Genomic DNA, 26464 nt, shown 5'->3' with positions numbered 1-26464 from the left:
TTCCTGCTAATTGCCGATCGAGTATGCCAACTGCTAAGGGTGAGCATAAGATACCGAACTTCCTCAATATCACATTAGCTAAATTAAGAATAACAAACCTTTAAATGTCGAAATTAGGCGAGGGTAGATAACCCAAGCGCTGAATCTGCTTCGACTTCAACCTGGCGCAATTCCAATAAAAACGACCGTTCGGCCTTTTAGGCGGTCTTGGGATGCTTTCGCCGGTATTCATTTTCTGCCAAGGCGGGCCGTAGGCGGGCGGTAGGTAAGCGATCTCATTGTCGGTGGCCCCTGTGTCCGGTTGTATGACTACGATCGTCTCGCGGGCCAGAGGAAGGGACAGCGCCTCTTCCCGGTTGATCCCGGCGCGCTTCAGGATCCCTGTAGCTTTGGCCACGCTGATGCGCGCTCGCTCGACTTGTTTGGGGCGAGTAGTTCGGTGATCATCACCAGTCGTTCACGTCACTGCGGCGAAAGGGGATCGCTACTCGTCACTGTCGCCTCTGTAGGTGACCTTGGGCCTGCAACTCGCCGGTGTCGTTCATCGGGTTCAAGGGCCCCTTAACCTCAACCGTCAGTGGATTGTTCGCCGGGCTGCTGAAGAACGTAATTGTGTGCGGGATATCGCCCTGCGCCATGATGCCGAGACGCTCGAGGATGCTGCGGCGAGCGGTGCCTACAGACTTGCCGCGTGCGATCGCCTTGAATATCGCTCTCGCCTCGCCGCGGCAGAAGACGCCGGCGAAGGGCGCGCCGGAGCGAGAAAGCTTCTCGGCTGAATCGGTGATGATGAATTCGTTCGGGGTAATGCCGGCGCGGTTCGCAGTGTCGAAGAGCTCTGCGTGAAAGTTGGACGTAACCCGAGCGCACTACATGAAGAGCTGATCAGTCGCGATGTTCGATTAATTGGGCATTGAACAAAACCCTCACAGGTCGACCTTCATTCGCCCATAGCGAGAGACGATAGTGCGGTGGATGCGTCTCAGCATATACGAACATGACAAACCAGCTGATGAACTATCACTATCAGCTGATCCGTATTGCATCTTGTTTGATAGCTGCTAGTCACGCTCCACTTGCATCCAGCAGCTCAACGAGAAAAAATCAGGAAGAATTTGATGGATACCGAAAACTCCGATCGGAACGAAACGGTCGAGCTTACCGCAGACATCGTGTCCGCCTATCTCAGCAACAATCATGTCGCCGTTACCGATCTTCCCGCCCTGATCGCGAGCATTCACAACTCTCTTCATTCCCTGGGAGAGCCGGCCGCTGCCCCAGTCCCGGATCACGTCGCTCCTGTACCAGCTGTGTCTGTCAAAAAGTCAATTACGCCGGAATACATCATCTGCTTGGAAGACGGGAAGCAGTTCAAATCAATGAAGCGCCACCTGGCTACAAAGTTCGGCATGTCGCCGGACGATTACCGTCGCAAGTGGAACCTGCCAGCCGACTACCCGATGGTGGCGCAAGCCTACGCGACCAAGCGCTCAGAACTGGCTTTGAGCCTTGGCCTTGGCCGTAAGAAGTCGGATCCTTCGCCTGAGCCGGTAGCTGCAAAGAAGCCTGCCCGTGCCAAGAAGGTCGCCGCGGACGTTTGATGCACCAAGGGCGCACGGTCGAAAGATCGAGCGCCCTTACTACTCCAGTCCGAGGCGCTCGACGTATCGCCTGACTCGCTGCATGGTGAAGTTGCCGCGGCGCAGATCGTCTAAAGCCTGATCGGCTTTTTACTACTTTTCCTCGAGCGCAACTGCCGAGATCTGCCAAGGTGCCGACGGCTCTGCCTGGCGACCGGTACCGCTCTGCCCGCACCACCGGACGAAAGTATTTAGTGAACGCTTCGACCGGTCGACGGCTTCCTTCAGCCCGATGAGCCCGCTTTCCCGCATAAGGACAGGAATAACTCGAAGCTTACCCATCATGGATTATTCAGCGTGTAGCCGCTGCCGCCGTTCTTAAGCGCGGTCAGAACGCCGGCCACCGCAATGGCGACGTCGGCGTGCCCACAAGGACTATGGTCGATGTTGTCCTTCGCCGAGGGCTGCCCTGCACTCGAGCCAACTGGTTCCGCCGGCGCTTCGACCCTGGCCCTGAGGATCGCATCGGCATCGGCCTCGAACAAATTGCCCGTCATGATGATCGACGCAGGCAACCAGTCTGGCGACGCTGCTCCGGCTCCACGTCCTCGCGGACTAAGGGCAGACGATCACCTGATGCCAGTACACGAAGGTGAGCCTCATCCTCACGCCGCCAGTCCTCCTCGCGACGCTGGTGGCGCCATGGCTCTGGCTGCCGGTCGTCTCCTTACCGCCCTGGCAGGTGATCTCGGCACTTGGCATCGAGATCCTGGCGTGGGGATGGTCCTTCTACCTGCCCGCCGTCTTCGTGCTTCCCATCGCCTGGAAGACGGGTTGGCTGCTACCTTCGGAAATCGGTGGCGTGAGCGTCGAGTTGCCCTTATCGGCCGCCATCTCTTCCCGGGTCGGCCCAACAACCGGAAAGACAGGCGTCAGCCCGGTTCTTGCCGTCAGCACGCTGCTGCTGTCCCTCGGGTCGAGGGCCCGCCCTCAAGACCGTTCACCGCCGGAATGCGCCGTCATCGCAAAGCGACATTGAGGGAATCCAGGTAGAAGGCGAAGTCGATGAATGTCGCCAGCGCGTTTCGAGCGGCCGTAGCTCGGATCGAGTTCTTGCTTGCTGCCTCCAGCATACCCTTGCCTTGACAGGGATCGGATATGCCTCGGATCGAGAATGCGTGCATCCTGGGTGACTCTCTCTCCATGAATGCGGTCGCGGATCTGAAGAAGCCATAGCTCTCCATGTCGACGCAGGCTATCCGGGTATTGAGCCATCTGTTGCGCGCCTTCTCCGATGCGTCCCCATACTCGTGATACCAACCAAGCTGCTCGTCCTTTTCCCTATCCTTGAGAAAACAGACGAATTCCTCGGAATCGACGACCCACTCGGATCCGAGGATCGCCCCCTCCCGGAGAAGCGGCATCCTGGGTGATGATCCGGTGGTGGAGCTAACATGTGCGTCCGCTTCGAGATGCGGACGGTCTCCCGGTTTGCGGCTTTTCAGATACCGCGAGATGAGGACGCTGGAATCGCCTAACTCGAGTGCATCACGTCGGAACCGCAACCAGCTGTCCGTGCCAAGGCGTTTCCGGTCGTCCAGATGGCTGACCGATCCGTCACTTCGGTCATCCCCCGGCTTGGACCAGCGCTCGCGACTTTCGTCGAACTTCTTGACCTTGTCAGGACCGATGTATTTGACGCTGCTCGAAATAACGACGTCCCCGAGCGCAAACTCGTCGACGTCGAGCGTCCCGGCGATACCGACTATGAAAGCTGCGGGCGGGGTTTCCTTGACGAGCTGACCATAGACTGTCGCGGCGGCACCCGTATTCCCCATCTCGGCGAGAACGACGAACTGGATTTCGATCCCCCTGCCGTAACGCCCGAAGGGAACGACGTAATTATGTATCGGCCTGCGTTTATCGAACTTTCCACCTCTGACGTAGGTCGCATTATGACGTTGCAATTCCTCGTCGATATAATCCATCTCTTCGGACAAAGGCACAAAACAGACGTATTTCGTTTCCGACATGATGACCCAGCAATATTTTGTTGATTATTATTTAAGCGTTTCGACTTGCTGGACCTGCACTGAAAATCTGTCTGTCAGTGTCCGCCAAAAAGGCATCGAGAGCCGTTGCTCAACGAGCGTGCTGCCAATATTACTTTGTTTCCCAATACCATATGATTTGCTTAACTCGACTGCATTTGGAACCTCGACACAAAAAGACATCGCAACACATCCGGTGTCAATATAAGAAAGTCTATTAACGAAAGGCATGTGATTCTCAAAGGCCCTCCTGAAGCTTGATAGCGAGTATACCGCGTGCTCATCTAATAGGGCATATCGATTTTGAATTCCTTGAAGCTTAATATCAAGTAAAAAATCCACTATTACAATTTCAGATGTTTCTAATGCGGCGCTTCTAAATTCCTGAGATCTGTCTATTATATATTCCATTTTAGATCGACTTGGATTCAGTCTACGTACAGTTGATCCGTTTAGCAGGCATATTTTGTAAAGGCAGAGATAGACTCTGTCGAAATCAGACCAGTCATCCTCCTGGACAAAAATGCGAAGATCCGCGATCGCCTCCTTGTCGAGGTTCATGTTGTGCTCGAGATAGCTTTCATGGATCTGCATGGCTTCCGAAAGCGCTGATGCAGACAGGAAAAGGCCGCCGCTGGCGGATGAATCCTGGACCTGTCGATCTTTCAAATCCGGCACTCCCTTCGTCTCCACCAACACGAGTCGTGCTTGGAACGCATGAGTCAATGTTCATGGTGACATATGTACTATCTTTTTTGCCTTAAAGCTTGACAGGCGGCAAAATTTGATCGTCGGCTCCTATGGAGCGCACCCGCCTCGATCGGACACTTGGCATTGCCGAAAAGGTGGGGCAATCATCAGCCAGACCGGCGTCCGACCTAAGGTCAGCGCACTTGTCGACATGTCTGTCCAGGTGCCGGAAGTAGGCGAGGACCATGCCGCGCCGGGGGCAAGATATCCGAGGCCGACTGTATCGTCCCGCGTAGCGGATACGGATGGCCTCTCCCGATTGAAGCAGGAAACTATCCTCGAGAGTTTCGCTGGCGACGTTCCGGAAGTCAGTGTGCGGGCGCTGCGGGCTGCCCGAAGGGAGAATGCGGACCAACCGTTTTCCGTCAAGAGCCCGGAGCGGCTTGCGATACGGAGCCCAATTTATTCGCTGTCGTGACGAATGACCGGACGATCTCTCACGACCTCGTGCGTTTCGCGGCAAAGCGGCCGGGCGCCACCACGGTCGAACCGAAGTCCAGTCACGTCCCGTCGATCCGGCATCTTCGCGAAGGCGCCGGCCTGATCCTCGACGCTACCGGCCACAACGTAATGAAGTTGTCCCTCGACGGAATGGCGGCGAACGCTCGAGCGTCGCTCCGTCCCCCATGGACTGGGCCTGGCCTGCCGTTGACCCGACAGCCTCCAGGGAAACTGCGGGTGCCCATGGAACGACGATCGCTCCATACCCTTCGGGGCGTGAACTCGTTGTTCCTCTGACCGACCGTACAGGGCTGCCTTGCGGATCATACGGCAACTGTCGGCAGCATGCCCGTGCCGCTCGGGCTTGGTGGCACATCGAATGACGCCGGAGCTTCGCTTCGGCCGCCTCCTGGTAAGCCAAACCGCATGGCTTGGTGCTCGGACGCCCCGGATCACCCGTATAAATTATGCGATCATGCCGGAAGCTGGCGAGGTTGGCCCAGAGTGCGTCGCAATGCCGTCCGTACCCTGGGCGACGGTGATCGACTACGTGAAGACAGTCTGCGACGTCGACCTTCTTTGCAGGCAGGTTGCGATACTCCGGTCCGCACGGATGGGCAGATAAGTGCTTGCATGCGGACGCTTCTCATCGCCGGGCGTTTCGTCGGCGGTCCGGCACGCCGGGCGGCTTATGATGGGGTTCTCGATCCCGGCTCTCAGCTGACCTGTCCCGTCTGCCAGGGAATCCATCTCCCCCGACTGAGACGGGGCGCAAGTCCATGCAAGCGGCACTGTTCCCAGCACCCTGCGCGGTCCATCCGGGTATCGGGCGTTCCCGAACCCGGATGGCGCTCGCGGCGTGAATGGGAATGCTCCCGGGACTTGCAGCTCCCCGGCGCTCTACGCGGCGACGTCGTCATCGCGCTGCAGCGACTTCGGCGTGAACCGCTTCACCTTGCCCAGGCTTTCCAGGACCGCGACTTCGCCGAGCCTGCCCTCCGCATCCAGACGCGATGCACACCGTCGGATCGCCGCGACGTTGGCCATCACCAGACGGGCCGCCTCGCGCTCGGCATGATGCAGCAGGTTGATGACGGAAGCGAACACGATGTCGGGCACGGGGCCCCTCGGAACGCCCGGAGACTGGAGCCAGACCGGCCCGAGACGACCCAGTCCCCAGGAGCTCTCGATCGAGAGCGCCGTCTGCATGGCCTGCGAGAGATCGCTGTGCGGCGGCCCCCCGGCGCCAGCCGACACCTGGCCGAGGATCGCCCGCTCCGCCTCACGTCCGGCAAGCAGCTGGACGATGCCCGCCATGGCGACGTCCAGGGTGAGGATCGACGCCGAAGGCCTGAACGCCGTCGTTCCGCCGGTGCCGTGCAGCGTCAGCTCGAGCACCGTGCCGAGCTTCAGGGCCATCGCCGCGCAGGCATGCCCGGCCTCGTGCACCGCCGCTCTCCAGCGCTCCTCCGTGGAAAGCACGTTGCGTCCTTCACCCGCCGCGGCGAGAAGATCTGCAATCTCCAGCTCGCGTCCGGCCCTGCGGGCGATGCCGCGGGCGCGACGGACCCACGCGCTCGCATCGGCACCCGAGGCGCCGCGTCCGGCGAGGACCACGGGCATGAGATCGTCATCCTGGAGCTGCTTGCCAAGCAGGCTCCGGATGATCCCGACCAGTCCCGCCGCGTCGGGAAGTTCGATGTGGACGACCCGGTCGAGGCGACCGGGTCGCAAGATCGCGGGGTCGATCCGGTCGACCAGGTTGGTGGCGCCGAGGACGACGACGCCGGTGCGCTCCTGTGCTCCGTCGAGTTCCTCGAGAAGTCCGTTGACGACCTGGCTCGAATAGTCGCGATGGTGATCGTGGAAGCTGCTCCGGTCTCCGAAGCTGTCGAGCTCGTCGATGAAGAGGACGGACGGCGCTTCTGCCCGTGCCGCCGCGAAATCCTTCTTCATCGCGCCCAGCGTGTCGCCGAGATGCCCCTTCGACTGCCAGGTCGCCAACGATCCCACGATGAGCGGAAGGCCGGCGCTTCGGGCAAAGCTGGCGGCGAAAAAGGTCTTGCCGGTCCCGGGCGGGCCGGCGAGCACGAGGCCGCGATCGACGGCGCTCCAGGGGATGCTGCCGGCACGATACGCCTCGAGATCGGAGATCATGCCCAGCGCGATCTCCTTCGCCTCCCCGTAACCGGAGAGATCCTGGACAAGCGGCGCGTCGATCGTCTTGGCCTTGCGGATTTCGACCGCTTTGCGGAGCTTGTCGAGCGAGGCCGCCCCGCCTCTGTTCAGGGAGACGGACATCCTGAGGTCGCTCGGCGTGACCGCGGCGATCCACGCCGCGTCATCGACCGGGACGGCGTCGCCAGTAACCGCCTCGATCAGAACCTCCATACTTCTGGCGTCCAAGGGACCGAAGGCGACCGTGCGGTCTGAGAGCGTCCTCAGGGTCTCGGGGACCGTCACGGGCACGTTGATCGCCAGCGCGACGATTGGAACATCGAGCGCGATCGCCGTCAGTGCCCGCGCCGTGATCTTGGAAAGCATGCGCTTGTCGGCATCACAGGGCATGATCACCGCGGACCGACGTTCCAGGCGTCGCTGCGTCGTCCGCATCTGGTCGAGCTGGTGCATCGAGATGAGCTTGGTCGAGTGCCCGACGAGACACATCCGGCTCACCTCTTCCAGCGGCTCTTCGAAGCTCTCGTCGGGCATCTGGATCAGGACGACCGGCGTCTCCCGGCGGAGGGCCTTCAGGAGAAGCGGGGTCGTCTCCAGCTGCGCCGCGAGCATGACGGCCGCCATGGCGACGTCGACCGACAGGGTGGACCGGTCGACCGGTTCATCGTCGTCATCATCGAAACCCGGGAACGCTTTGTCCGGAAGCTCTTTCACGGGCTTGTCGAGCAGCATCGCGACGAAGCGCTTCGCGAGCATGCCGCTTTCGGGCAGTTCGAAACCTGCGGCGGGATCGTCCACGGTTCCGGTCGGCTTAGGGGTATCGAGCATGGAATCTCCTGGAACTGTGGGGGTGAGGGGTGATTCAGTAGTCCTGGTCTTCGTGATCCCGGTCTTCGATCGGGATCTTGGGTCCGAGGCGCCAGAGACGTTCGTCGCAGCGCATCCAGCGCATCGAGAAGCCGACGGCTCGTACGACGCCGGTGATGCCCTGCACCGGTTCTCTTCCGACGATGCCGGACACCTCGCCGACGAAGCGCCAGCATTCGCCTTCGCTGCGAGGGATCCAGTCGCGCAGCAGCGGAGCCTCGGCCAGCTGCCGATCTGTCGGAACGAGCCCGGCACGGTATCCCTGCAGATCGGCGGCGAGCGATACGATGCGGTCGATCTCCGCGGACTCCTGGAAGAGTTCGACCGAGGGCATGAAGAACGGAAGTCTCGGCATCGGATGTCCTCGCGAGGTCGAAGGAAGGCTGGCGGGCCTAGAGGGAAAGCGGATCGAAGACAGTGATCCTGGTCTCGGAGCTGATCGGCTGGGCCGTGTCGACGGAGATCACGCAGCGCGAGGCGAGCGACAGGACCGAGGCGACGGGATCCTCGGAGCGAACGAGCCGGGCCAGGTCTCCGAGGGGCGCGTTGCCGCCGGCATCGAGGAGCGCATCCATGACCCGGATCCGCTCGGAGGCGGTCAGTCGGGCGTGTCCCGCGTCGGCGATCATCTGGCGGCAGTCACGCTGCGGCCAGCGCCCGAGCCGCTTGGCAGGCATCAGGACCATGCGCCGTCCGCGACGGGCGGCTTCGCGTTTGAGCCTCAAGGCATCCTCCCGGGCGGCGCCACGTTCCGGCAGGACGGCGCAAAGGCAGATGCCGTGCCAATGCCGGACCTCGACCGAGCCGTCCTCGAGCGGCATGTATCCCTGGACCCCCGGTTCCGTCTCGAGGAGGAAGAAGAGCGCCATCTGCTGCATGCTGCCCGTCAGGACCGCATTGTTCTTCGCGCTCCGGAAGGTCGTCGAGAAGGGCGCCACGCCACCCGGGCGCGGGTAGTATTGTGTCGAAGGATGGGAGAGGGGCATTTCCATGCAGTTCAACGGCGTTCTCCTTGCTGCGGCCGACGGGCCTATTTCTGTGTTCGCAAAATTAATTTAGCGAACACAGAAATTATTGCAAGTGGAGTCCGCCCGACATGGTTGACCCTTGGTTAACGCCGGCCAGTTCGAAAGTCGGGGGACCCGCCTATCGGCTACCGATAGCGGGTAGTCGCATCGAGCCGCCGCATCGGGGGCACGAAGGAATTCCGGTAGACCTCGGTCTGCAGGAATTCGAGCTCGGCACGGATCGCACCCTCCGGCAACGTCGTCTTCCAGGCCTTGCCTCGGCCATCGTCCCCGGGGTTCCAGCGGTAGCCCCGCGCCTTCAGGACATCCTTGGCCAGGAAAGGGGCGCCCTCCGCCGTGATTTCCACGGTCGTCGAACGGGCGGACTCCAGAAGGCCGGCGAACGCTCCCTTCCGCATGCAGGTGGCGGATGCGAGAAGTTCGAGCAGCGCGTCGCAGTCCGCGAGCGCCCGGTGAGCGTCGTGGAACAATCCGACCTGGGTCAGGAGGACACCGAGCTTGGCAGTTTCGAAATGCATCGCACGCCAGTCGATCTCGGCCATCGTGCATGCCCAGGGAAGCTTGGCGAAGATCGGGTGCAGCTTTTCGCAGAATGGCCGATCGAAGCGGGCATTGTGCGCGAGGATCAGGTCGGCGCCCTTCGTGAAGTCCGCGAGCGCTGCGCGGTCGATGGAACGACCGGCAAGGTCCGAGTCAGTGATGCCAGTGAGCTCCTTCACTAGCGGGGAAAGAGGCCGCGACGGCTGCTGAAAGGCTTCGTGACGATCCACGATGTCATGGATCGAGCCCGCGGAGTCGAAGGTGAACGCGACCATTCCGATCTCGACGACCTCGTCGGTGGCATGATCGAGGCCGGTCGTCTCGGTGTCGATGATGATGCCGCGTTTCAGGCTCGTGCCTGGGATCTGCACGGTGTCACGGCGCATCGGCCTGGGGGTGAGGCGACGCAGGACACGGTAGAGCCCGGTCGCCTCCAGCTGACGTACCATCGCCTCATGTGCGGCCGGTTGCCCCCTCGCTCCGTCCGGCTGCGAGTTCGGGAGATCGAGCGAGAATGAATGCTTCGGGTGCATATGAGCTCCTGGATCGGACTGCACCGGTCGCGACAGTCGCCATCTCGGCATCGCGGGACGGCGGCGGAGGAGCGAATATAGCGAACACAAAAATTATTTAAAGTGGCCTCCCGGATGTTCCGGCGGAGGCGGTGGAGATGATCTCCCAGACCGCGATGTGACCAAGCGCTTGGTCGACTTTAATAGAGACGCGTCACCGGGGCCGAAGTGGCCCGGGCGATGCTTCGTCGCATAAGAAGCCGAGGATAAGCATCCGGGCATGCCCTCGTCGAGCCCGCCTTGGCCTCACGATGCAGCATCCGTCCGATCTTCCACAGGACGTCCTGCACCCTCTAGTTCGAGATCTCGTTCTGAATATGTACCGACATCGTGTCCGCGATATAAGATGAAAGCGACTTTCCCTCGGCAGCCGCCAGCTCTCGAAGAAATTCTACATCAGTATTCTTCATCCTTATGGCAAGTTGCCTCGTCGTGTCCTCGGGCTTGTTGCGCGGACGTCCGGCTGTGGGGTACTTCTTGACTTTGGTCATGACGACTCCTTTCGACCGGAGCCTATCATCAATTAATGTGTTCGCATAATAATTTATCGAACACAAAAATTATCGTTGTGGATAACGGATGGCGATACGTCGGAATGATTCCTGCCGGAGCGTATCGCTGTGTCGGGCGGAGAAGGGGAGGCGAGACCCCGTTCGCCGTTCGCCGTTCGCGGTTCGCCGATCGGCAAGTTGGTTTCGAGTCGTCTCGACACCGGAGCACGCGATCTGGTCGATCGATCCGAAGTTCACCAACGTTCCCGGCACGCGTCCTACACGTCTCGACCTTTCCGCGTGCCTGGTACGGTGTGGGCCCCACCGTCATCTGACGGCCAGTTCGGATGATCATGCCAGACAAGTCCCGAGATCTCTCTCAGCCAATGGCCGAGCGTCGGATCCCGGTCCGAGAGCGGGAACGTTTCGTCAGACCTCGCATGGACGGTCGTCTTCGACCATACCTGCAGATGCGGCGCCATCATCGCCCTTCGCGCATGCTCGATCGCCGCCGCGTCGTCCTTGAAGGTGCCCGTGTCACTGGTGGTGAGTCCGGGTCTTTCGAATGAAAAACCGTGCGTGTGCGTCTCGTACCGGTCATCGATCGTCAGGCCTGATGGAAATTCGTAGGGAGAATCCTGGTCCCGCAAGCATGTGAGGCATGTACCCTCGAAGATGACGTCGCCCTTGCATCTCGAGTTGATGCATCCGGATCGCTCCACTTCGGAATCCTCGTCGCAGATGATGCAATGAAGGCGGGTTGCGCCCTTGGCCTTCGTGGTGAGTTGGGCCAGCGTGGGAAACTCCGTCTGCCAGTCCCGATCGGCACGACGATGGCAGACCGGGCAGACATAGCTCCTTCGTGTAGTATCGAACCCGAAGAAACGTCTGCGCTCGGCCGGCAGAAGGTGACTCATCGCGCTGTCGACCTGGCTCATGACGACGTTCTGTGCGTCGTCGGTAAGTCCATACGCCGCGTATTTCCCTGCCTCCTGCATTTCGAAGAGGCGCTGAGCCCATGGGGTCTCCCCGAAGAGCGCCTCGGCGGCGGTCAGGATGCTGCGAACCAGCTGCGACGGTTCGAACGAGCGGGGCGCCAGCGAGTGCATCAGCTGGTTCCGCTCACGCCGGACTCCATCCCAGAAGACCCGGAACCGATCATCAAGCGGCACCCGGGCGAAGGTATTATGCACCCTGACCAGATCGGCCGCATCGAGCGTCCGGAAGTCGCTGAAAGGCACGTTTCTGACGTCGGAGCCCTTCGGCCAGTCCTTGGGGTCCCGCGAGATGAGCAGGAAAGGCGAGATGGCGGCGATCCGACCCTTCAAGGCCATCTCCATCGCCTGCTGGACGAGCCCGAAGGCGTTCGCCAATGCGGGCTGGGATCGGACCCAATATTCGCAGGCGGCATCGTCGCGTTCGGCGCCGTCGTCGAACGTCTCCTGAAGTTCGTCGAACTCCTGGACGGCATGCATGGATATCTGCCATGCGAGATGGAGCTGGTTCGCGCCTGCGGCGTGGAACTCGGCGGCGGTGGGTATCTCTGCGATCATGGAGCTTTTCGGCCTGGCGTGGCGAAGGGCGACCTGCTGACCAGCCCTGATGTGCCGACTTCTCTATACCATCGTCCGAACGCCAGTCAGTAGGACGGCGCATGGTGCTACGGGATCTACCGGGCTGCGGTTCCAGGGACAGGTCCGCGAGATCGTCGGACACCCGCAGCCTCACCCTGAGTCGAAGACATCCGTTTCGGAACGAAGGCTGTGCGCCTGATCGGCAGTCGACCGCAAGCTCACCTTCGCGCGCATCATGTAGGAACGTAATTGTCTTCTGGTCGGACTTGCCGAGGCAGACCTGCGCATCGGGGTTTTGGCGGTGCAGGTCGTCCGCATGGGCGGATACCCCTTCACGACCGGGAGATGCTTTTGCGTCCGAGGTCCGCGGTCGTGCGTAGGACGTCGACGGGGTGGACATCCGCCTTGCGGCCGCTTTCCGCCGAAGTGGTATTCGACGTCGGTATGTCGGCCTCTGCAGCGGCGGTTACCGGTCGACTCTTCCACGCGGAGGTTTCTTGACCGGCGCAGGTTGTCACGCCGGCATGCTCCTTGCCTCTATCGAGCGGTTTGATGCGCCCGTAGTTCGGCGGCCCGGACACGGCCGTACGGCGTCGTCTGATATCGACATAGACGCCGTCAGCCAACTAAAGCATCCAAGATGCGAACGTTTCGGCTGCCGACGACAGCCAAATGTTGGATACACGAGGAAGTGATGAGGCTCATTTCGGTCAAAAACGTAGCCGGCCGCTGCCGGCCTGAAGGAATTTCCGAAGCCACTTTTCGGGGCCACGGAAAATCCTTTGCGCGAGGCGTTGATTCTATACTTGTCGCAGCCCGGACGGTGCGATTCTCCGCATCGGCCAGTCAGACACGAATGGATGCCGAGCCTGGTGCGATTTCAGTGGTCATCGGAAGCGCAGACGTAGATCACTTCTGACCGAAAAGCCGCTCTACCGGCATCCTGGCAGCTAGCCTCCGATCCATGCTGAGCGAAACGACAGGGAGGTGGAAAGCCTTGCTCCTCCTCCTTGAGCCGCGTTTCCCGGACGGCTCCGCGGACAGGGTCGTCCGAAGCTCGAACCCTTGTTCCGAGACCGTCAGTAAGAGGTCGCCTTCGACCTTGTCTTCCTTCAGGCATACGACCACCTCGACCGCCCCGCCGGCTGTTACCGGACGGAAGCAGACGTAGTCCAGCGCGGTAAGTCCGGCCGCTTCCAGTCGTAGTGCCGGCACCGCGACGGTCATCTGTTTGGTGCCGACCGGGGGCACTTCTCCGTTCAACGCGTCGTACAGCAGACCTGGATCCTCGAAGAGTCGAACGTCAACGCTGGCATCGCGGACCGTGGGAACGTTGCTGGTGGCGCTCCTGTAGGCCGTGACTTCGGCGGGAGTGCGCGCTTTCTGCGAGGACAGTGCTCCTGGCGGTAGATCACAGCCCCCCAGTGAAGCGTCGAACGTCGCCGCAGGGACGCCGAACGCGAAGGCGTAGACTGCAGCGGTCCGCGGATTGATGGCCGACCTTCCGAATTCGTGTGAGTGGTAGGTCGTGTAGCGGAAACCGAAATGGCGCGCCGCCTCGAGTATCGACGGGAAGCCACGGGCGATGCGGACGGTCTCGAGCGCCTTCGCAGCGCGAGCTATGCTTTCGGTCGTCTGACGGTTCACCGAGCGGGCTCCCGCACCGATGAAGGCCATGGCTTCACGGTCGTGTTCGGTGACCGGATGGCCGGTCAGAAGGAACCTGTCGGAAACGCCGAAGCCATGCGCGTAGAGCCGCGCTTGCTCGACCGAAAGATTGCCGATTCCCGATTCCTTGAGACAGTAGGTCCCTACCGGCCATCCAAAAGCCTTGGCAGCCTTCGGTGCCGATGCGAACCCCCGCCACCGCCTCACCGCCCGGAGTCTTGCTTCGCTCTTATGTCTTGTTAGATTTTTGCTCATGAAACTATAGTTGGTTTTACATACGTGCAGAGTCAATAGTCCGCTCGGGGAATCGGGAAGCGAAGCCTGACGACGTGAATCTGGGGTTAATTGCGTTTTCAAACGCATATGAGAAAAAATCCGGTAACCCCTGCTGTAAAACGGATACAGCTATTTTTCGGGATCCCATTTTAACGATCGTTCACGTGGGATCCTGAATTTTAACCTTTGATTAACCATGAGCCATTTCTACTTCTTGAACCTCAGAAAACAAAGACCAAATTCCGTCTCAAGAAGGGATATTCTTACAGCAAAATACTTATGCGGGCGAGTCGATTCCCTCAAAGTAAAGGACGGTTTCAGAGCCGGTTTTTTCCTTTGAATGTCGCTCTTTTCAGCCAAGGGGAAATCCTTCAGCACCCACGAGAAAGTTCTTGGAAAAAATGTCACTGAAGGATTTTTCCAAGCATAGAATTGCAAGAATTACGTATTCGGTCGGATGCCGCCCTGTCGTATGGCCGTCTTGATAAATCAGGACCATTGATACACTTGGCATTCATCGGCAATGAGCCGAAGGATGATGCGTGTATCCAGGTAATACATGTCGATGACGCGTGAGGGCAGGCCTCTCAGTCTCGAATACCCCGATCCACGCTTCGACTTAATGTGAAGGAGAAGACGATATGGGGACGAACAACAACAGGAGGCCGTGCTGCACGGCCCAGGACGAGATGCCGAAGGACGGCATGTCGTCCGATGATGCGACCTGGATCGAATTCCTGCCGCTTATCTACGGCGTCAGCGAAGCCCGTGATCTGTGCAGGAGACTTCGCCTGCCGGCGCCCATGATCTGCCGTCACGACGGCACGGCCGAGCCCGACCGCATGCCCGGCGAGCTCGTGCCCGGTCATGCTGCCGAGACTCGTCATGCCAAGCGTGCGTCCGCACGCAAGAGGAAGTTCGATGCGAGAGCGGCAAAACTCCGCCTCTTCCGCAAGTTCTCCTGAAACATCCAACAGCAGAAGAGGAATCTACATGAACGCGCATGTCGCAACGACTCCGATACGGGAGGGGCGGCGTTGGCCGCCCCTCGGTATCTACTATTTCAAGGAGCCCTTCCCGTGGACGAATCCGACCGCCCGCTGGCAGATACCGGTGCCGCCAGCTCCTGCAACCTCTCCCTTCGCCTCGAGATCGAGGCGTCTGAAGGACGGCTCGGCGACCCTCATCCGATGGGACCGTCCACGGAGAAGTGTCTACGAGCGCATCGCGATGCGACGCCCGCCTATCGCCTACCTTCTGAGAGCTCTGCGGGAAGATGGTCTTCGTACAGTGATCGATCTGATAGACCTTGGAGCAAGTTGGAACAATAGAAGCTTCTCCTTGCTGCACGCACACGGCGCTCTGATGCGCGAATATCAGATCATGGAAATAGAGGCTAATAAGACTCCCTGGACGACCAATCCAGCCACCAAGCCATACTGGCAGCGTCGTTATTGCCCCGTCGGGGAGCAGTACGCCGGAAACCGTCCCTCAGGTCAGGAAAAGAGCGCGCGACGGCCGGCGGCGACGAAGATGGTTCGCGCCGGTCGCTACGGTCGCTTCAGCCGCCTTTCGGCGAACGGGGACGCGTTCGCCCTCATCGACATGAGTTCGTTCGGGTTCGAAGTCGTCGCCCGATACCTCGATGGCGGAGCCGGCACCGCGCCGGCGATCGTCTCCGATTTGAAGAGGAGCAATGATGGAAACTGAGCAGGAACCGGCGAAGCCGAGACCCATAGACTACCTCTACCCCGGCGCCGCCTCCCTCCAGGCGGCAAAGGAGATCGCCAACAGGGCAGCCTCAGAATTGGAGGAGGAGCAGCGCCTGGCGACCCGTGGCGCGGATGGCGGTGACCAGAACAGGCAGACACGGGTCAAACCTATTCTGCCGTACCGCGCCCAAAGTCGTGGTGCGGTCGCCGAGGGCGACAGGTTCCTGAAGGCAGGCGCCTATGGGAGGATGAGCGCCCCATCCAAGAACGGGGCAAACTCCAGATCCTCCCAACAACAGGTCGCCGTCTGTATCACTGACGCACCACGTCATGGCCTCGTCGTTGTCGAAACCTACATGGACGACAACGTGAGCGGAGTGTCGATCGAGGATCGCCCGGGGGTAAAACGTCTCATCTTCGATGTCGAGCGGGGGTGGATCGAGGCGATCATCGTCGCGGACATCTCCAGGATAGGCCGGACGGCGGGGCTGACGATCCCGCTCATCGAATGGCTCTACGAACTAGGGGTAGGCATCTATGTGGTCGGTGTCGGGCTCATGCCCAAGGCGACCGCGATGGCTCAGGCCCTCGCTGCCGAACAGGGTGTCCTGTACATCAGGATCTCCACCGCCCAGGCGCTGAAAGATCTAGCGCTTTCCGGCAGGAACACCAGCCGGCCGCCATACGGCTACCGCAAGAATCCCCTGTTGCGTGGCGGACTGGTCAAAGTGGAATCGGAGGTCGCCTTCATAAGGGCGGCCGCCAAGGAGCTCCTGGAAGGCAAGCGGAACGTCCAGTCGGTCCTCCGCGATTTCAACGGGCGCGGCTATCGCACGAGGGCAGGGGCACTCTGGAGCCGACAGAACCTCATCGGTTCGATCCGCAACCCGGGGATCCTTCGATCCCCGGTCACTGTCGGAAGGATCGTCTACAACAAGGCTCTCTGGGGCACGAGCCCCCATACGGGCAAGATGGTCTCGGAAAAACTGGCAATCTCGAAATGGACCGTCGCTGCAAGAGTGGACGATACGGCCATTTTCTCGGAACAGGAGTTCATCGCGTTGCAGTCGCTTTTCTCCAATCGTCTGGACGAAGAGGCCGTTCGTGGCCCCAGCACCTTCCTTCGTGGCAGATGCAAATGCAGCAGCTGCGGGGCGACGATGCGTTGCGTCGGATCGACCTACATGAAGTGCTCGGTGGCAGACCTCAACGGCATCTGCAAGGATGTCTCCACCTACCCGCGTCGCACGATCGAGAAGCTGATCCTGCGACGCATCGAAACCTTGCTGGCAGATGGTTCGCTCGACGAATACGCCGCTCGCGAATACGAGCGTCGCTCGGAGGCACGCGCAGCAAGCTTCCGGGATGACATCGAGGCCGCCTCCCAGCGTCTTGCGGTGATCAGGACCCAGATCCGGAACGTCCGCCTCAATGCCCGCGAGGGCATCCTGCCGGCCGAATGGGTGAAGGAGGACCTGAAGACGCTGGCCGCCGAGGAGGCGACCGCCGATGCCGTCCTTCAGCGGCTTACCGGCAAGGCGCTCGCGATCGCGTCGGATGTCGCCGCGATCGACCGGATACGTTGCGGCTTCGCCGACATCCGGGCCGTGCTCGATGGCGGGGAGGGCGCCGCGGTAAGTTCCGAGGCGGCTACCACGCTCTCCGCGCTCGTAGACGAGGTACGGGTCGTCGTCGAAAACGACGTCCTCCGGGTCTCGGTCCTGGGCCTGGTGCAATTCGACGAGGTCGTGCCACGTCTGAGGCGGGGGCGCAGGAGGCGGCAGGAAATGGCGCAGGTAGCCGTGAACTGAGGCCAAGCGAAGTCAGAGACCGCGCAATAAGAAACGCCGCCGCCTTTCACAAGGCGGCGGCGTCGTCGTTTCAAGGCGGGCGGGAAGGGCAGCACAGATCTTTCGGACCGGCTGCCGCACTTCTTCCTGCCGACCGCCTTCAGCGTCGGATGCGCCGCAAGGGCGGCCTTGCCGACAGTTTCCTGGCGGTCGGCAACTCGCCCGCTTCCCTTTCCATGTTCGCCACCCGTTTCCGATGGTCATCGTCCGCCATGCATCGTGCAAGCGCCAGAGCCACGTCCATCAGGCACGACATCATGTCCGGTGCGACCATCCGGTTTCCGGTTGCCGATGTTGGCTCAGTCCTGATCTTCGATGTCGGACCGTCTACGGACCTTTGAATCATCAGGTCTCCTTTTTCAGTGTATTCCGGGAGGTCGAACGGGTATCCGGCGGCAGAGGACCAGCGTGGTGCGCTGCGCTCGGATGGAATGGAAGATAACCGGCGCCATTCCTGGAAGGCATCCACCGGGCGGCATCGCGACGACTGACGGTTTGCGTCTGGTATGATCGCCCGTCACTCAACTCGTGGATCCGGGGAGACGCGGACCGGCTAGGCTCCGCCCTTCTCACAGGGATGCCGAGGCGACGCGCTGCTTCTGCCAGGCAATATTTCGAGTGACGCGACGTTGCGAGTACCTATCTCGCCTGCCCAAGATACGCATCGGTCGATCGCTGGAAAGCTTCGAGGGTGGCCCGATGGTGGGAACCGAACTTTATTCCGATGGCTGGGGCTGAGCGCGTCGTCTCCGACGGTCGAATGCCCGGAGCCAATACGGCAGTCATGGTCCTCGTGGTGCGGATCAGAACCGGATCCGACTGGCGTCAGACGTCAATGAGGAAGGTTGTAGGCGGGATCGAGTATGCTGTATTTCCTGCGACCATCTCGACCCTTTGTGCGAGGACAATTTTTGTGTTCGCTAAATTAAATGGCTGGCGTCGCTGGTAATTCAAGAATCATGCGACGACTTGGTTAATTGAGTGTGGATGTTTGCGGTTCGGCCGCCCGATCGGGCTCACGTTGAGGCGCATCCAAAAGGCCGTCAGGTTCCTGTTTAGACGCTGACCGTGCCTTTTCGAGAAATGGCACGGGATGGGAAGGTTGTCGGGACTCCGACATGCGGAGAGATCTTGGTCGCATTGCGTAGAAATTGTCGGTCGCTCCTGTCGAGGGGAGAGTCCAGCCCGGGTCAGGGCCGATCGATGTGAGGGCAGCGATCTGATCCAGGCTCCTCGAGGAGACTGGGTAGCGGCCTGTTTCGGGTGACGGTCGAGCTTGTCCGCCACGATGGAAACGACCCGTCACTCACACCAGTTCGGCAAGCGCGGCGGCGTCGAAGCCCCTCAGCCCTGCGAAGTCACCCAACCTGACCTTCTCGACCCAAGCCGGATCGCTGATCAGGGCGCGGTCGACGGCGACCAGGTCGAATTCGTCGCGCTCCATCCACTCCAAAAGCCCTTCAAGCCCGGCCGCAGTCGAGCTCTCGTCGCCGAATGCACCCATGAAGTCTTCCGTAAGGCCGACAGAGACGCAGGATGATCGGGAAATCGGGGCCGACGCTCGCCCGGACCGCCGCCACGACCTCCCAGGCAAATCGCGAGCGCTCGCCGATCATGCCGCCGCCGTAGCGATCAGTCCGCCGGTTGGTGGCAGCCCAGAAGAACTGGTCGAACAGTTAGCCGTGCGCACCGTGCAGTTCGATGGTATCGAAGCCTAGGCGCTTCGCGTCGCTGGCGGCGCGGGCAAAGGCGGCGAAACGCAACGGCCGGATCATTGCGGAACGCGGGCCGGTCGACCACCGTGCCCTCCGATAGGATCAAACCTACGCCGCCTTCGACCCGGCGCCGGTAGTAGGCGGCATGCGCCAAGCCAGGGATGCCGGCGGGTGCGAAGCTGTCTCCGATCAGGAACGCCGTCTGGCAGCTGATGCATTGACCGGGGCGAGGACGGCTGCTCCCCTATCCGTCCTCAGCATCGCGTCGGCCAGATTCTCGTCGTCATCGACTGGATCTTCGTCTTCATCGACCGGCCGCTTGATCTCGCGGTCGATGCCGGGCTTCAGCCGGCTGTGAATTTCCGCCAGCTCCTTCATGATCTTCTCTGTCGCACTGGGACCACCAGCTGCATCCGCGAGTTGTGCCCGCAACCCGTCGATAGTCTTCTTCGCCTTGACTAGTTCCCGCTCCCGCTGTGCCAGGAGGCTCGACTGCGCATCTAACCCGTTGCTTGCCGCGGCGAGGGTCTCCCGTAGATCCTCGTTCACTTCGAGGAGTGTACCGAGATTGCGCTCGCCGTCCTCGAGAAAGCGGTGGAGTCTGTCGCGCTCCACCGCAAAGCTTTCGCCGGCCGCCGTGCGTGCGTCCTTCCATACCGTCCGCTCGAACGCGACGAGCGTCTCCCTCAGCGCCGGCGGAAGGTCCATGCCCGTCGCCGAGAAGGTCGCCATCTCCTCTCGGATCTCTCGCAGATACCTGCTTACCGTGCCCTTCGATCCTTCGGTCCGCGCAAGTACGCCTTTTACCGAAAGGTTTTCGCCTTCGCGAAGTATCGAAATCGAAGCGTTCCTGACCGCTTCGAGGGTGGCCTTCTTCCTTGACACTATCCAGACCCCGCGACTGTACCGTACCAGGGTACGGTGAATGGCAAACAGCTGATCGCAGTATGATGTGGGTATATGACTTTTCCGTTCCGCACTTGGATTCGGCGGACGAGAGGGGGCAGTCCGTCCACGCTGCTTCGTCTTGTTACTCCACTTGCACTTCGTTTCGCCTGAACACACATGCGAAGAAGAACTGCCCCGACGGCATCGATCCGCTGCAGATCCCAGTGGCAGTCTTTCAGGGTAGGAAAATGAACATGGACAGCAAGACGACTAGGGAAGGAACCGCCTTTCTTCTCTCACCCGCGTTCGACCGCATCATGAAAAACGCGTTCATTTCACCCGCCTTCGGGATCGACGACGATGACGATGTGATCGAAGCATGGCTCGCCTGCGACGCGGTCGGCGCGCCCCTGTGCGAGCCCGCGCCTGGATATGAGATCGTCGCAAGCAACGGGATGCGCCCGTTGATACTCCTGCGTCATGGCGAGGTGAATGTCGGCTACTACGTGGACATGGGGGCCTGGATCGATCCCGAACACAGGGGGCAAGGCTTCGGCGCCCGGATGATACTCGCCGCGGCCGGCCATTTTGGAAAAGCCGCGTTTTTTGACGCGGGCATACGGGATGCGCGGTTCGGGGTCGGTTTTTCCGAAGCAGGATACCGCATACACGAGAAGGCACGTGATCAGGCGAAACTTTCGATCAGAAGCCTTCGCCAGCGGAGGATCTGGCGGAAGGCAGGGAGGTCGGATGACTGGCTGCGACGCGAAAGAAATCCGCGAGATTGAAAACGAAGCATCGACTTGATCGAGAAGCATGTCTTCCGGCGGTCCGAGGACCTGGATCTCCGGCTCGGAGGCGCAGCGAGATGTCAGAGCGCCTTCGACGGATCGAACTTGATGCCAGCGGCACGAGATTCACTCATCAGCTCCATCCGCCAGCCGGTATGCTCCCCATAGCCGATATAGACGACGGCACCAAAATCCGACGGCTTCTCGATCTCGCCCGCGATCAGCGCACAGACCTTCTCCGGGCCGAACTTTCCGATGAAGTATCCGAGCTCGAAGATGACGTTCTGACGACCCCTCGGCGCTTTCTCCCCGCTCCCGCGGATACCGCCCTCGTCATCCGGCGTTATGAGTACCACCGCAAACTCGACGTCCTCGGACTCGTCGCGAAACTTGCTGATCAGCGTCCGGCCGCCGCTGGGCCGTTCGTGCAGGACCACGGCTTCCAGACCGAGCTTCTCGATGAAGCGCGCCACGTGATTCTTGGCACCGCTGTCGCGGCCATGCACGAGGAAGATCCTGGATGGGCCGTCACGCTTCACGATGGGGGGCTCCGTCGAAGATTTCACAAGTGTAATGGGGGCGGGAGTAGCCTGCTTCGGATGGGGAGAAATCGCGCCGACGGATTTCAATTCGCCATCTTCCAGTTCGTAACCCTCCTTTGCCAACGAGCTCCAGCAGGATTTCCGGGTGTTCTCGTTGCCGTTGAAGAGACCGCGATCAGGGTATCCCGGATCCAGCTTCGCAGCTTGGCGCACCACCATCTCGGCGACCGTCAGGCCTGAAGCGGATAGTGCGCCCGGATTGGCCACGACATAGGCCGCGATGGCATTCGATCGTGCGAGGAGACCTCCATTCTCTCGGCCGGCGTCGATATCCTGATCGCCTAGCTCGAGCAGAAAACGGTCCAGGCCCCCATGCTGGAGAACCTGCAACATGTCGCATGCGTCGAGAAGCAGTCCTCTGGAGAATTCGGGAGACCGCGCCTGCGCAGCCATCGCGTCCGGAGGCATCAGTTCCCGTACAACCGACAGCAGATCGGCTGTCTTCACGGCCCAATGGCTGCGATCGAACTCTCGTCCATCGATGTCCAAATCCCATGCGAAATCCGCCATCGCATCGCCAAGTGGGGGGAAATTCGGGTCGATTTCATACCGTATCCGGATTTCGCCGTCCTTCACCTTGATGGCGGTGATACGCCCGACCTGGGCTGGGCTTCCGACCGAGGTCTCATAGGCGAAGAGAGCTGGCATGCCGGTCAGCTCCCCGATGGCTTCGTCGTCGAGCTGACCGAAACGGTCGCTGTATTCAGGTAAGGTGAATTCCAGAAACCGGCTTCTCGGCAAAACGAACGGCCGGCCTCCCCAGTCGCCTTCGGATGACGAAACCAGCAAATTGTACATGCGGACGGGCCTATGATGCCGAAGTTGCGGGAATAGCTGTCGGGGGATGGCGACGGTCTCCTTTGACATCGGCAAAATCCACCCCGGTGTCCAGCCTCACGGTCAGGCCATCGATCTTCCTTTGGGAATACGATGGTGGCAGGTCCTTTCCGTTCGATTCACGGCGGCATGGTGGACGTCTCCCGGAGGATACATATGACCTAGTCAGGTCGAATGCTTCCGGGCACCCTTCTCCGCATTGCCAGAAGCCGCCTGCGCTTCTTCAACTCGCCCTCCACCGCAGTGCGGACGAAATCCGTTCTGTCCTCCTCCACTGATAGGAGAGCTGCGATCCTGTCGAAGGTGCCGGCAGGAAACCGCGCCTGCATGACTTCCGACCAACGTTTCGATCTACCCATTCGCAATCCCGTCATCCGTCACGCGGAACCTTGGCAAAATCCGTCGAACGGTCTGACGGTCCGATCCACGCATATCAGATAAGATGCCTCTCATCGGGACTGGTGATGGATTGGTCGCGTCCAACCGATGAGCGTTCGGCATGCGTGAGGATATCCATGGCATTGATCTGAAGGTAGTGGACGCCGCTGCCGCGGCGGCCACGTCAAGCAATAGTAAATCACCTAGCTTCACCGTGATCGTCTCCAAGGCAGTCCTCATATCGGCCGTCATGCCGCACATGCTGATGACCGATACCAATCCGGACGATGCTCCGATCGGTGTCTTCGACGGCATCCGTGCGGGCCTTGCCGCCGACCGTCCGCAGCTCTACCGGGACTTCGCGATGCCCTTCTTCGGCTATAACGAACCCGATGCGAAGCCATCTCAGGGCGTCGTCGACTCCTTCTGGGCACAATCGATGCTTGGCAGCGCGTACGGACAGTACGAATGCATCAAGGCTTTCTCCGAGACGGACTTCACCGCCGACCTTGCGAAGATGACGATTCCGACCCTGATCATGCATGGCGACGCCGACCAGATCGTTCCGATCCAGATCGCTTCCGAAAAGGCGATCAGGCTCGTTCCGAAAGGGACGCTGAAGGTCTACTCGGGCGCTCCGCATGGGATGTGCGTCACGGCTTCGGCCCAGATGAACGCGGATCTTCTGAATTTCCTCGAGGTCTGAAAACTGCCTGCGGCCGGTCGGAGAAGCGTCGCTCCGGTCGGCCCCTTCCTCATGCAGACAAGCCGCCTTCTGTCTCCATGAAGCATTTCGAGTGCCGCCGGTTGTCCATGCGGTCCGATCTGCTAGCCTGCCGGCTTACGACAGCTGGTTCCGATCGTAGCTATCCCGAGAGCCGAAACGCACCCGACCGAACGGACTACGATGCCATTCCTTCGCCGCGACAAGACTATCCGCCCGGACAGCTTCGAAGATCCGGAAGCCTTCTATGCCGCGACCCGGACGGGGATGAGAGAGAAATCCGATTACAACAAGGCCGAAGCTCAGATCACGTTCGTCGCCATCATATGTTCCACGCTGGCTTCGCCGCTTTTCGTCACGTTGGCGGAGGGCTGGTTCTTCGGAAAGGTGGTGCCGGCGACCCTCTCGGTGTTGGCGGCGATCCTGACGGCCTGGCTCCAGATCCGCAAACCGCAACGTCTCTGGGCGCTCTACCGGCGCGCCCAGCGTGAACTGGAGCGGGAAAAGGCAGCGTTCGATTTCAAGCTCGGAGCATACGGCATCGAGGCTGCGCCGGACCGGCTGCTCGCGCAACGTGTCTCGGATATCTCGTTCTGGGTGCACGAGCAGTGGGAAGGCCTCGTGCCCGAGCCCGACATGCTGGTGGCGAGCAAGGTCGCCAGCCAAGCGGATCGAAAGTCGGAGTCCGATGCTTCCTCTTTACGGCCATTCACCACCAGCGTTGGTTGCTTTATTGTCTCGATGTCGGCGAACCCGCCTGTCGGTTCAATCCGCCATTCTGCAATTGCCGCCCGCTGCGCCATCATCGTTTGCTCGGAACTCGGAGGATCCACATCGATTTCACGCAGATGGCGACGTTGCCAAAAGGCTCTTCCGGCAGCCTCTCCGGCTGGGGAATGTCCGAAGAACAGATACAGGAAATCATCCAGTACCGGGGTCTTGTTTCCTGCGTGAACAGGTACGAGCGGGTCGCTGGTGGATACGCCCCCACGTGGTGCGGTTCCGACAAGGATCAGCTTGCGAACAAGCGCTGGGGATTGCAGCACAAGCGCTTGGGCGACGTAGCCGCCGATTGAGAAACCAAGAACGTCCACCTTGATGAGCGACAGTGCGGAAAGAAACGCCGCCAAATAGGCGGCCATGGCTTCGAATGTATCCGGTGTCGTTCCGGTAGAACCAGCCACGCCCGCATTGTCCACCAGAATGACTTCACGTCCCTTGGCCAGTCCGTCCGTCAAGAGCGGGTCCCAATGATCCATGCCGGCCCTAAAATGGGGAAGCAGGACAATTGGCACATCGTTACCGTGACCAAACCGTCGATACGCAAAGGTTATTCCAGCAGCGTCAATATGACGTGTTGGTGCATTGATATGTGAGATGTTCATTGGAACCTCTGCGTTAACAATACCAGATACGAGCTGCCTGTCTGGATTTATATGTTACGACCTTGATTTCGAGCATACGTCCGTCAATCAATGCAATACAAGGATCAATGCTAGAATACCGTATTCGGCAATCTGGCTTCGTCCTTTACTGAATATGGTTGAAATCGTAGGGGTCTATAAGGGCGTTCAATGTCCGGATACATCGGACCAATCGGTCCGTAATCAATAAAGAAACCTGTGCTGGCTTTATCTTGAGAGATCGACACTTCTTCAAGCCGCCGCCATGGTTCTTTCGCTCTGCATTATTTCCAGGTTGATCGTCCTCCTTTCCCAGGCACTTCAACAGCTTGCAATCTCCAAAACCCGGATATACGGTTGACGGGTTGAACGGTTGTCATACGACTTGCCGTCGACATGCCTTAACGGAGCGCAGACACGCAGCGCCGACGGGCAGGGATCCGGGAGAGACGATCGACATGAGGAACACCGACTTCAATGCCATGAACATCAGCCGCCGAGGCTTCCTCGCCGGCACGGCCGGCCTGATGGTGATGGGCCTGCCAGGCCGCGTCTTCGCTGCCGGCGAGAAGCCGACGCTGGTCACCTCGATCCGCTCGCTGTCGAATCCGTATCACGCTATCTGGAAGCAGGGCGCCGAGGCCTTCGCCGCCTCCGTCGGCTGCGAGCACGTCACGCTGGTGTCTGAGGGCAACAGCGAGAAGGGCATCGCCGACATCCGCGCTTTGCTCGCCCGTACCGGCGGCAAGATGGTGCTGAACTCCGATCCTAACGACACGCCGGATGCCCGGCCGATCGTCGAGGCCTGCACCAAGGCTGGCGCCTACGTCGTCACGCAGTGGAACAAGCCGGGCGACCTGCATCCCGTCGACTTCAACCCCTACTACATCGCCCATATCGAGTTCGACGGCATGGAAAGCGGCAGCAACATTGCCGAAATACTGTTCAAGGCGATCGGCGGATCGGGCGGCATCGTGGCGCTGGGCGGCGCCGTATCGAACACAGCGGCGATCGAGCGCAAGAAGGGCCTCGACAAGGCGCTGGCCGCCAACCCGAACATCAAGCTGCTCGACTTCCAGGTCGCCAACTGGAAATCGACCGAAGCATTTGACATCACCTCGGGCCTGCTCACCCGCTTCGGCGACGACATCAAGGGCATCTGGGCGGCGAACGACGACATGGGCACCGGCGTGCTCGAGGCGCTGCGCGCCGAAGGTCTCGCCGGCAAGGTGCCTGTAGTGGGCGTCGACGGCATCAAGGCGGCGGTGGATGCGGTGCGGAGCGGCGAATTCGCATGCACCGTGACATCCGACCCCTATTGGCAGGGCGGAATGGGGCTCTCGCTTGGCTACCACGCCGCGATGGGAACATTCGACCCGTCCAAGGAGCCGCCGGAGCACCGCGAATTCTACGGCAAGGCCCTGCTGATCTCGAAAGAAAACGTCGAGGACTACTACAAGACGAATGTCGATGCGAAGCCGACGCTCGACTGGAACGACCTCTGGGGCCGGGTGACCGGCCAGATCCGAGTCTGATCGCCGGATTCCA

General features: G+C 60.5%; 22 protein-coding genes and 3 pseudogenes. 10 read left to right on the top strand and 15 right to left on the bottom strand.

What is annotated here, in order from left to right; all coding sequences use genetic code 11:
- The first annotated feature begins 515 nt into the window (after window positions 1-515).
- Together ACZLZY_RS23805 and ACZLZY_RS23800 are read left to right on the top strand one after the other, a co-directional pair.
- The gene (locus ACZLZY_RS23805) at window positions 516-779 is read left to right on the top strand and encodes a hypothetical protein (RefSeq protein ID WP_472936467.1); all 264 of its coding nucleotides are present in this window, start codon (window positions 516-518) and stop codon (window positions 777-779) included.
- Window positions 780-1118: 339 nt separating this feature from the next.
- Window positions 1119-1601, top strand: a complete 483-nt coding sequence (locus tag ACZLZY_RS23800) for a Ros/MucR family transcriptional regulator (protein ID WP_472936466.1) — start codon at window positions 1119-1121, stop codon at window positions 1599-1601.
- A 320-nt stretch (window positions 1602-1921) separates the two neighbouring features.
- Here the strand turns inward: ACZLZY_RS23800 and ACZLZY_RS23795 are convergent, their stop codons facing one another.
- On the bottom strand, window positions 1922-2137 hold the full coding sequence (locus ACZLZY_RS23795; protein ID WP_472936465.1) for a hypothetical protein: 216 nt from the start codon (window positions 2135-2137) through the stop codon (window positions 1922-1924).
- Between the two features lie 95 nt (window positions 2138-2232).
- On the opposite strand from ACZLZY_RS23795, the gene ACZLZY_RS23790 reads away from it, so the two are divergent.
- The gene (locus ACZLZY_RS23790) at window positions 2233-2619 is read left to right on the top strand and encodes a hypothetical protein (protein WP_472936464.1); all 387 of its coding nucleotides are present in this window, start codon (window positions 2233-2235) and stop codon (window positions 2617-2619) included.
- Here ACZLZY_RS23790 and ACZLZY_RS23785 read toward each other — a convergent pair.
- From ACZLZY_RS23785 to ACZLZY_RS23740, 10 genes are all read right to left on the bottom strand, one after another.
- A complete protein-coding gene (locus ACZLZY_RS23785) occupies window positions 2600-3568 on the bottom strand; it encodes a hypothetical protein (RefSeq protein WP_472936463.1) in 969 nt (322 codons plus the stop codon). The two genes, ACZLZY_RS23790 and ACZLZY_RS23785, sit on opposite strands and share 20 nt — an antisense overlap.
- A 72-nt stretch (window positions 3569-3640) precedes the next feature.
- On the bottom strand, window positions 3641-4309 hold the full coding sequence (locus ACZLZY_RS23780; RefSeq protein ID WP_472936462.1) for a hypothetical protein: 669 nt from the start codon (window positions 4307-4309) through the stop codon (window positions 3641-3643).
- Window positions 4310-5722: 1413 nt separating this feature from the next.
- Window positions 5723-7828, bottom strand: a complete 2106-nt coding sequence (locus ACZLZY_RS23775; protein ID WP_472936461.1) for an AAA family ATPase — start codon at window positions 7826-7828, stop codon at window positions 5723-5725.
- A gap of 34 nt (window positions 7829-7862) precedes the next feature.
- The gene (locus tag ACZLZY_RS23770) at window positions 7863-8222 is read right to left on the bottom strand and encodes a hypothetical protein (protein ID WP_472936460.1); all 360 of its coding nucleotides are present in this window, start codon (window positions 8220-8222) and stop codon (window positions 7863-7865) included.
- 37 nt (window positions 8223-8259) lie between these two features.
- Window positions 8260-8868: a hypothetical protein gene (locus ACZLZY_RS23765; RefSeq protein WP_472936459.1), complete on the bottom strand. Its 609-nt coding sequence runs from the start codon at window positions 8866-8868 to the stop codon at window positions 8260-8262.
- A 152-nt stretch (window positions 8869-9020) separates the two neighbouring features.
- Window positions 9021-9968 carry a 3'-5' exonuclease gene (locus ACZLZY_RS23760; protein WP_472936458.1) on the bottom strand — a complete coding sequence of 316 codons (948 nt, stop codon included), beginning with the start codon at window positions 9966-9968 and terminating at the stop codon, window positions 9021-9023.
- Window positions 9969-10300: 332 nt separating this feature from the next.
- Window positions 10301-10498: a hypothetical protein gene (locus ACZLZY_RS23755; RefSeq protein WP_472936457.1), complete on the bottom strand. Its 198-nt coding sequence runs from the start codon at window positions 10496-10498 to the stop codon at window positions 10301-10303.
- A 278-nt stretch (window positions 10499-10776) separates the two neighbouring features.
- Complete coding sequence (locus ACZLZY_RS23750; protein WP_472936456.1) at window positions 10777-12051, bottom strand: hypothetical protein; 1275 nt, start codon at window positions 12049-12051, stop codon at window positions 10777-10779.
- A gap of 353 nt (window positions 12052-12404) precedes the next feature.
- A complete protein-coding gene (locus ACZLZY_RS23745; protein WP_472936455.1) occupies window positions 12405-12698 on the bottom strand; it encodes a hypothetical protein in 294 nt (97 codons plus the stop codon).
- Window positions 12699-12981: 283 nt separating this feature from the next.
- Window positions 12982-13995 (bottom strand): hypothetical protein, encoded by a 1014-nt coding sequence (locus tag ACZLZY_RS23740; protein WP_472936454.1) that lies wholly within the window; start codon window positions 13993-13995, stop codon window positions 12982-12984.
- Between the two features lie 662 nt (window positions 13996-14657).
- Here ACZLZY_RS23740 and ACZLZY_RS23735 point away from each other — a divergent pair.
- The 3 genes from ACZLZY_RS23735 to ACZLZY_RS23725 all read left to right on the top strand — a co-directional run bounded on the left by ACZLZY_RS23735 (window position 14658) and on the right by ACZLZY_RS23725 (window position 17539).
- Window positions 14658-14981, top strand: coding sequence for a hypothetical protein (locus tag ACZLZY_RS23735; protein ID WP_472936453.1), 324 nt, complete (start codon window positions 14658-14660; stop codon window positions 14979-14981).
- A 325-nt stretch (window positions 14982-15306) separates the two neighbouring features.
- Window positions 15307-15726, top strand: coding sequence for a hypothetical protein (locus tag ACZLZY_RS23730; protein WP_472936452.1), 420 nt, complete (start codon window positions 15307-15309; stop codon window positions 15724-15726).
- The gene (locus ACZLZY_RS23725; protein ID WP_472936451.1) at window positions 15716-17539 is read left to right on the top strand and encodes a recombinase family protein; all 1824 of its coding nucleotides are present in this window, start codon (window positions 15716-15718) and stop codon (window positions 17537-17539) included. Before ACZLZY_RS23730 ends, ACZLZY_RS23725 begins: the two co-directional genes overlap by 11 nt.
- A gap of 1345 nt (window positions 17540-18884) precedes the next feature.
- Here ACZLZY_RS23725 and ACZLZY_RS23720 read toward each other — a convergent pair.
- Together ACZLZY_RS23720 and ACZLZY_RS23715 are read right to left on the bottom strand one after the other, a co-directional pair.
- A pseudogene (locus tag ACZLZY_RS23720) lies at window positions 18885-19468 on the bottom strand (oxidoreductase); the annotation flags it as partial.
- 14 nt (window positions 19469-19482) lie between these two features.
- Window positions 19483-20178 carry a DNA-binding protein gene (locus ACZLZY_RS23715; RefSeq protein WP_472936450.1) on the bottom strand — a complete coding sequence of 232 codons (696 nt, stop codon included), beginning with the start codon at window positions 20176-20178 and terminating at the stop codon, window positions 19483-19485.
- Between the two features lie 257 nt (window positions 20179-20435).
- Between ACZLZY_RS23715 and ACZLZY_RS23710 the strand changes: the two genes are divergently transcribed.
- On the top strand, window positions 20436-20969 hold the full coding sequence (locus ACZLZY_RS23710; RefSeq protein ID WP_472936449.1) for a hypothetical protein: 534 nt from the start codon (window positions 20436-20438) through the stop codon (window positions 20967-20969).
- Between the two features lie 83 nt (window positions 20970-21052).
- Here the strand turns inward: ACZLZY_RS23710 and ACZLZY_RS23705 are convergent, their stop codons facing one another.
- On the bottom strand, window positions 21053-22372 hold the full coding sequence (locus ACZLZY_RS23705) for a TIR domain-containing protein (protein WP_472936448.1): 1320 nt from the start codon (window positions 22370-22372) through the stop codon (window positions 21053-21055).
- A gap of 538 nt (window positions 22373-22910) precedes the next feature.
- On the opposite strand from ACZLZY_RS23705, the gene ACZLZY_RS23700 reads away from it, so the two are divergent.
- Window positions 22911-23495, top strand: a complete 585-nt coding sequence (locus tag ACZLZY_RS23700; RefSeq protein WP_472936447.1) for an alpha/beta hydrolase — start codon at window positions 22911-22913, stop codon at window positions 23493-23495.
- A gap of 201 nt (window positions 23496-23696) precedes the next feature.
- Window positions 23697-24116: pseudogene (locus ACZLZY_RS23695) on the top strand (DUF4231 domain-containing protein); the annotation flags it as partial.
- Window positions 24117-24265: 149 nt separating this feature from the next.
- Here ACZLZY_RS23695 and ACZLZY_RS23690 read toward each other — a convergent pair.
- A pseudogene (locus ACZLZY_RS23690) lies at window positions 24266-24898 on the bottom strand (alpha/beta fold hydrolase); the annotation flags it as partial.
- A 476-nt stretch (window positions 24899-25374) separates the two neighbouring features.
- On the opposite strand from ACZLZY_RS23690, the gene ACZLZY_RS23685 reads away from it, so the two are divergent.
- A complete protein-coding gene (locus ACZLZY_RS23685) occupies window positions 25375-26451 on the top strand; it encodes a sugar ABC transporter substrate-binding protein (RefSeq protein ID WP_472936446.1) in 1077 nt (358 codons plus the stop codon).
- The last annotated feature ends 13 nt before the right edge of the window (window positions 26452-26464 follow it).

The sequence above is a fragment of the Mesocryomonas lacus genome (assembly GCF_055730135.2).
Note: the sequence above shows the minus strand (reverse complement) of the source record. Positions and strands in the feature narration are given on the sequence as shown.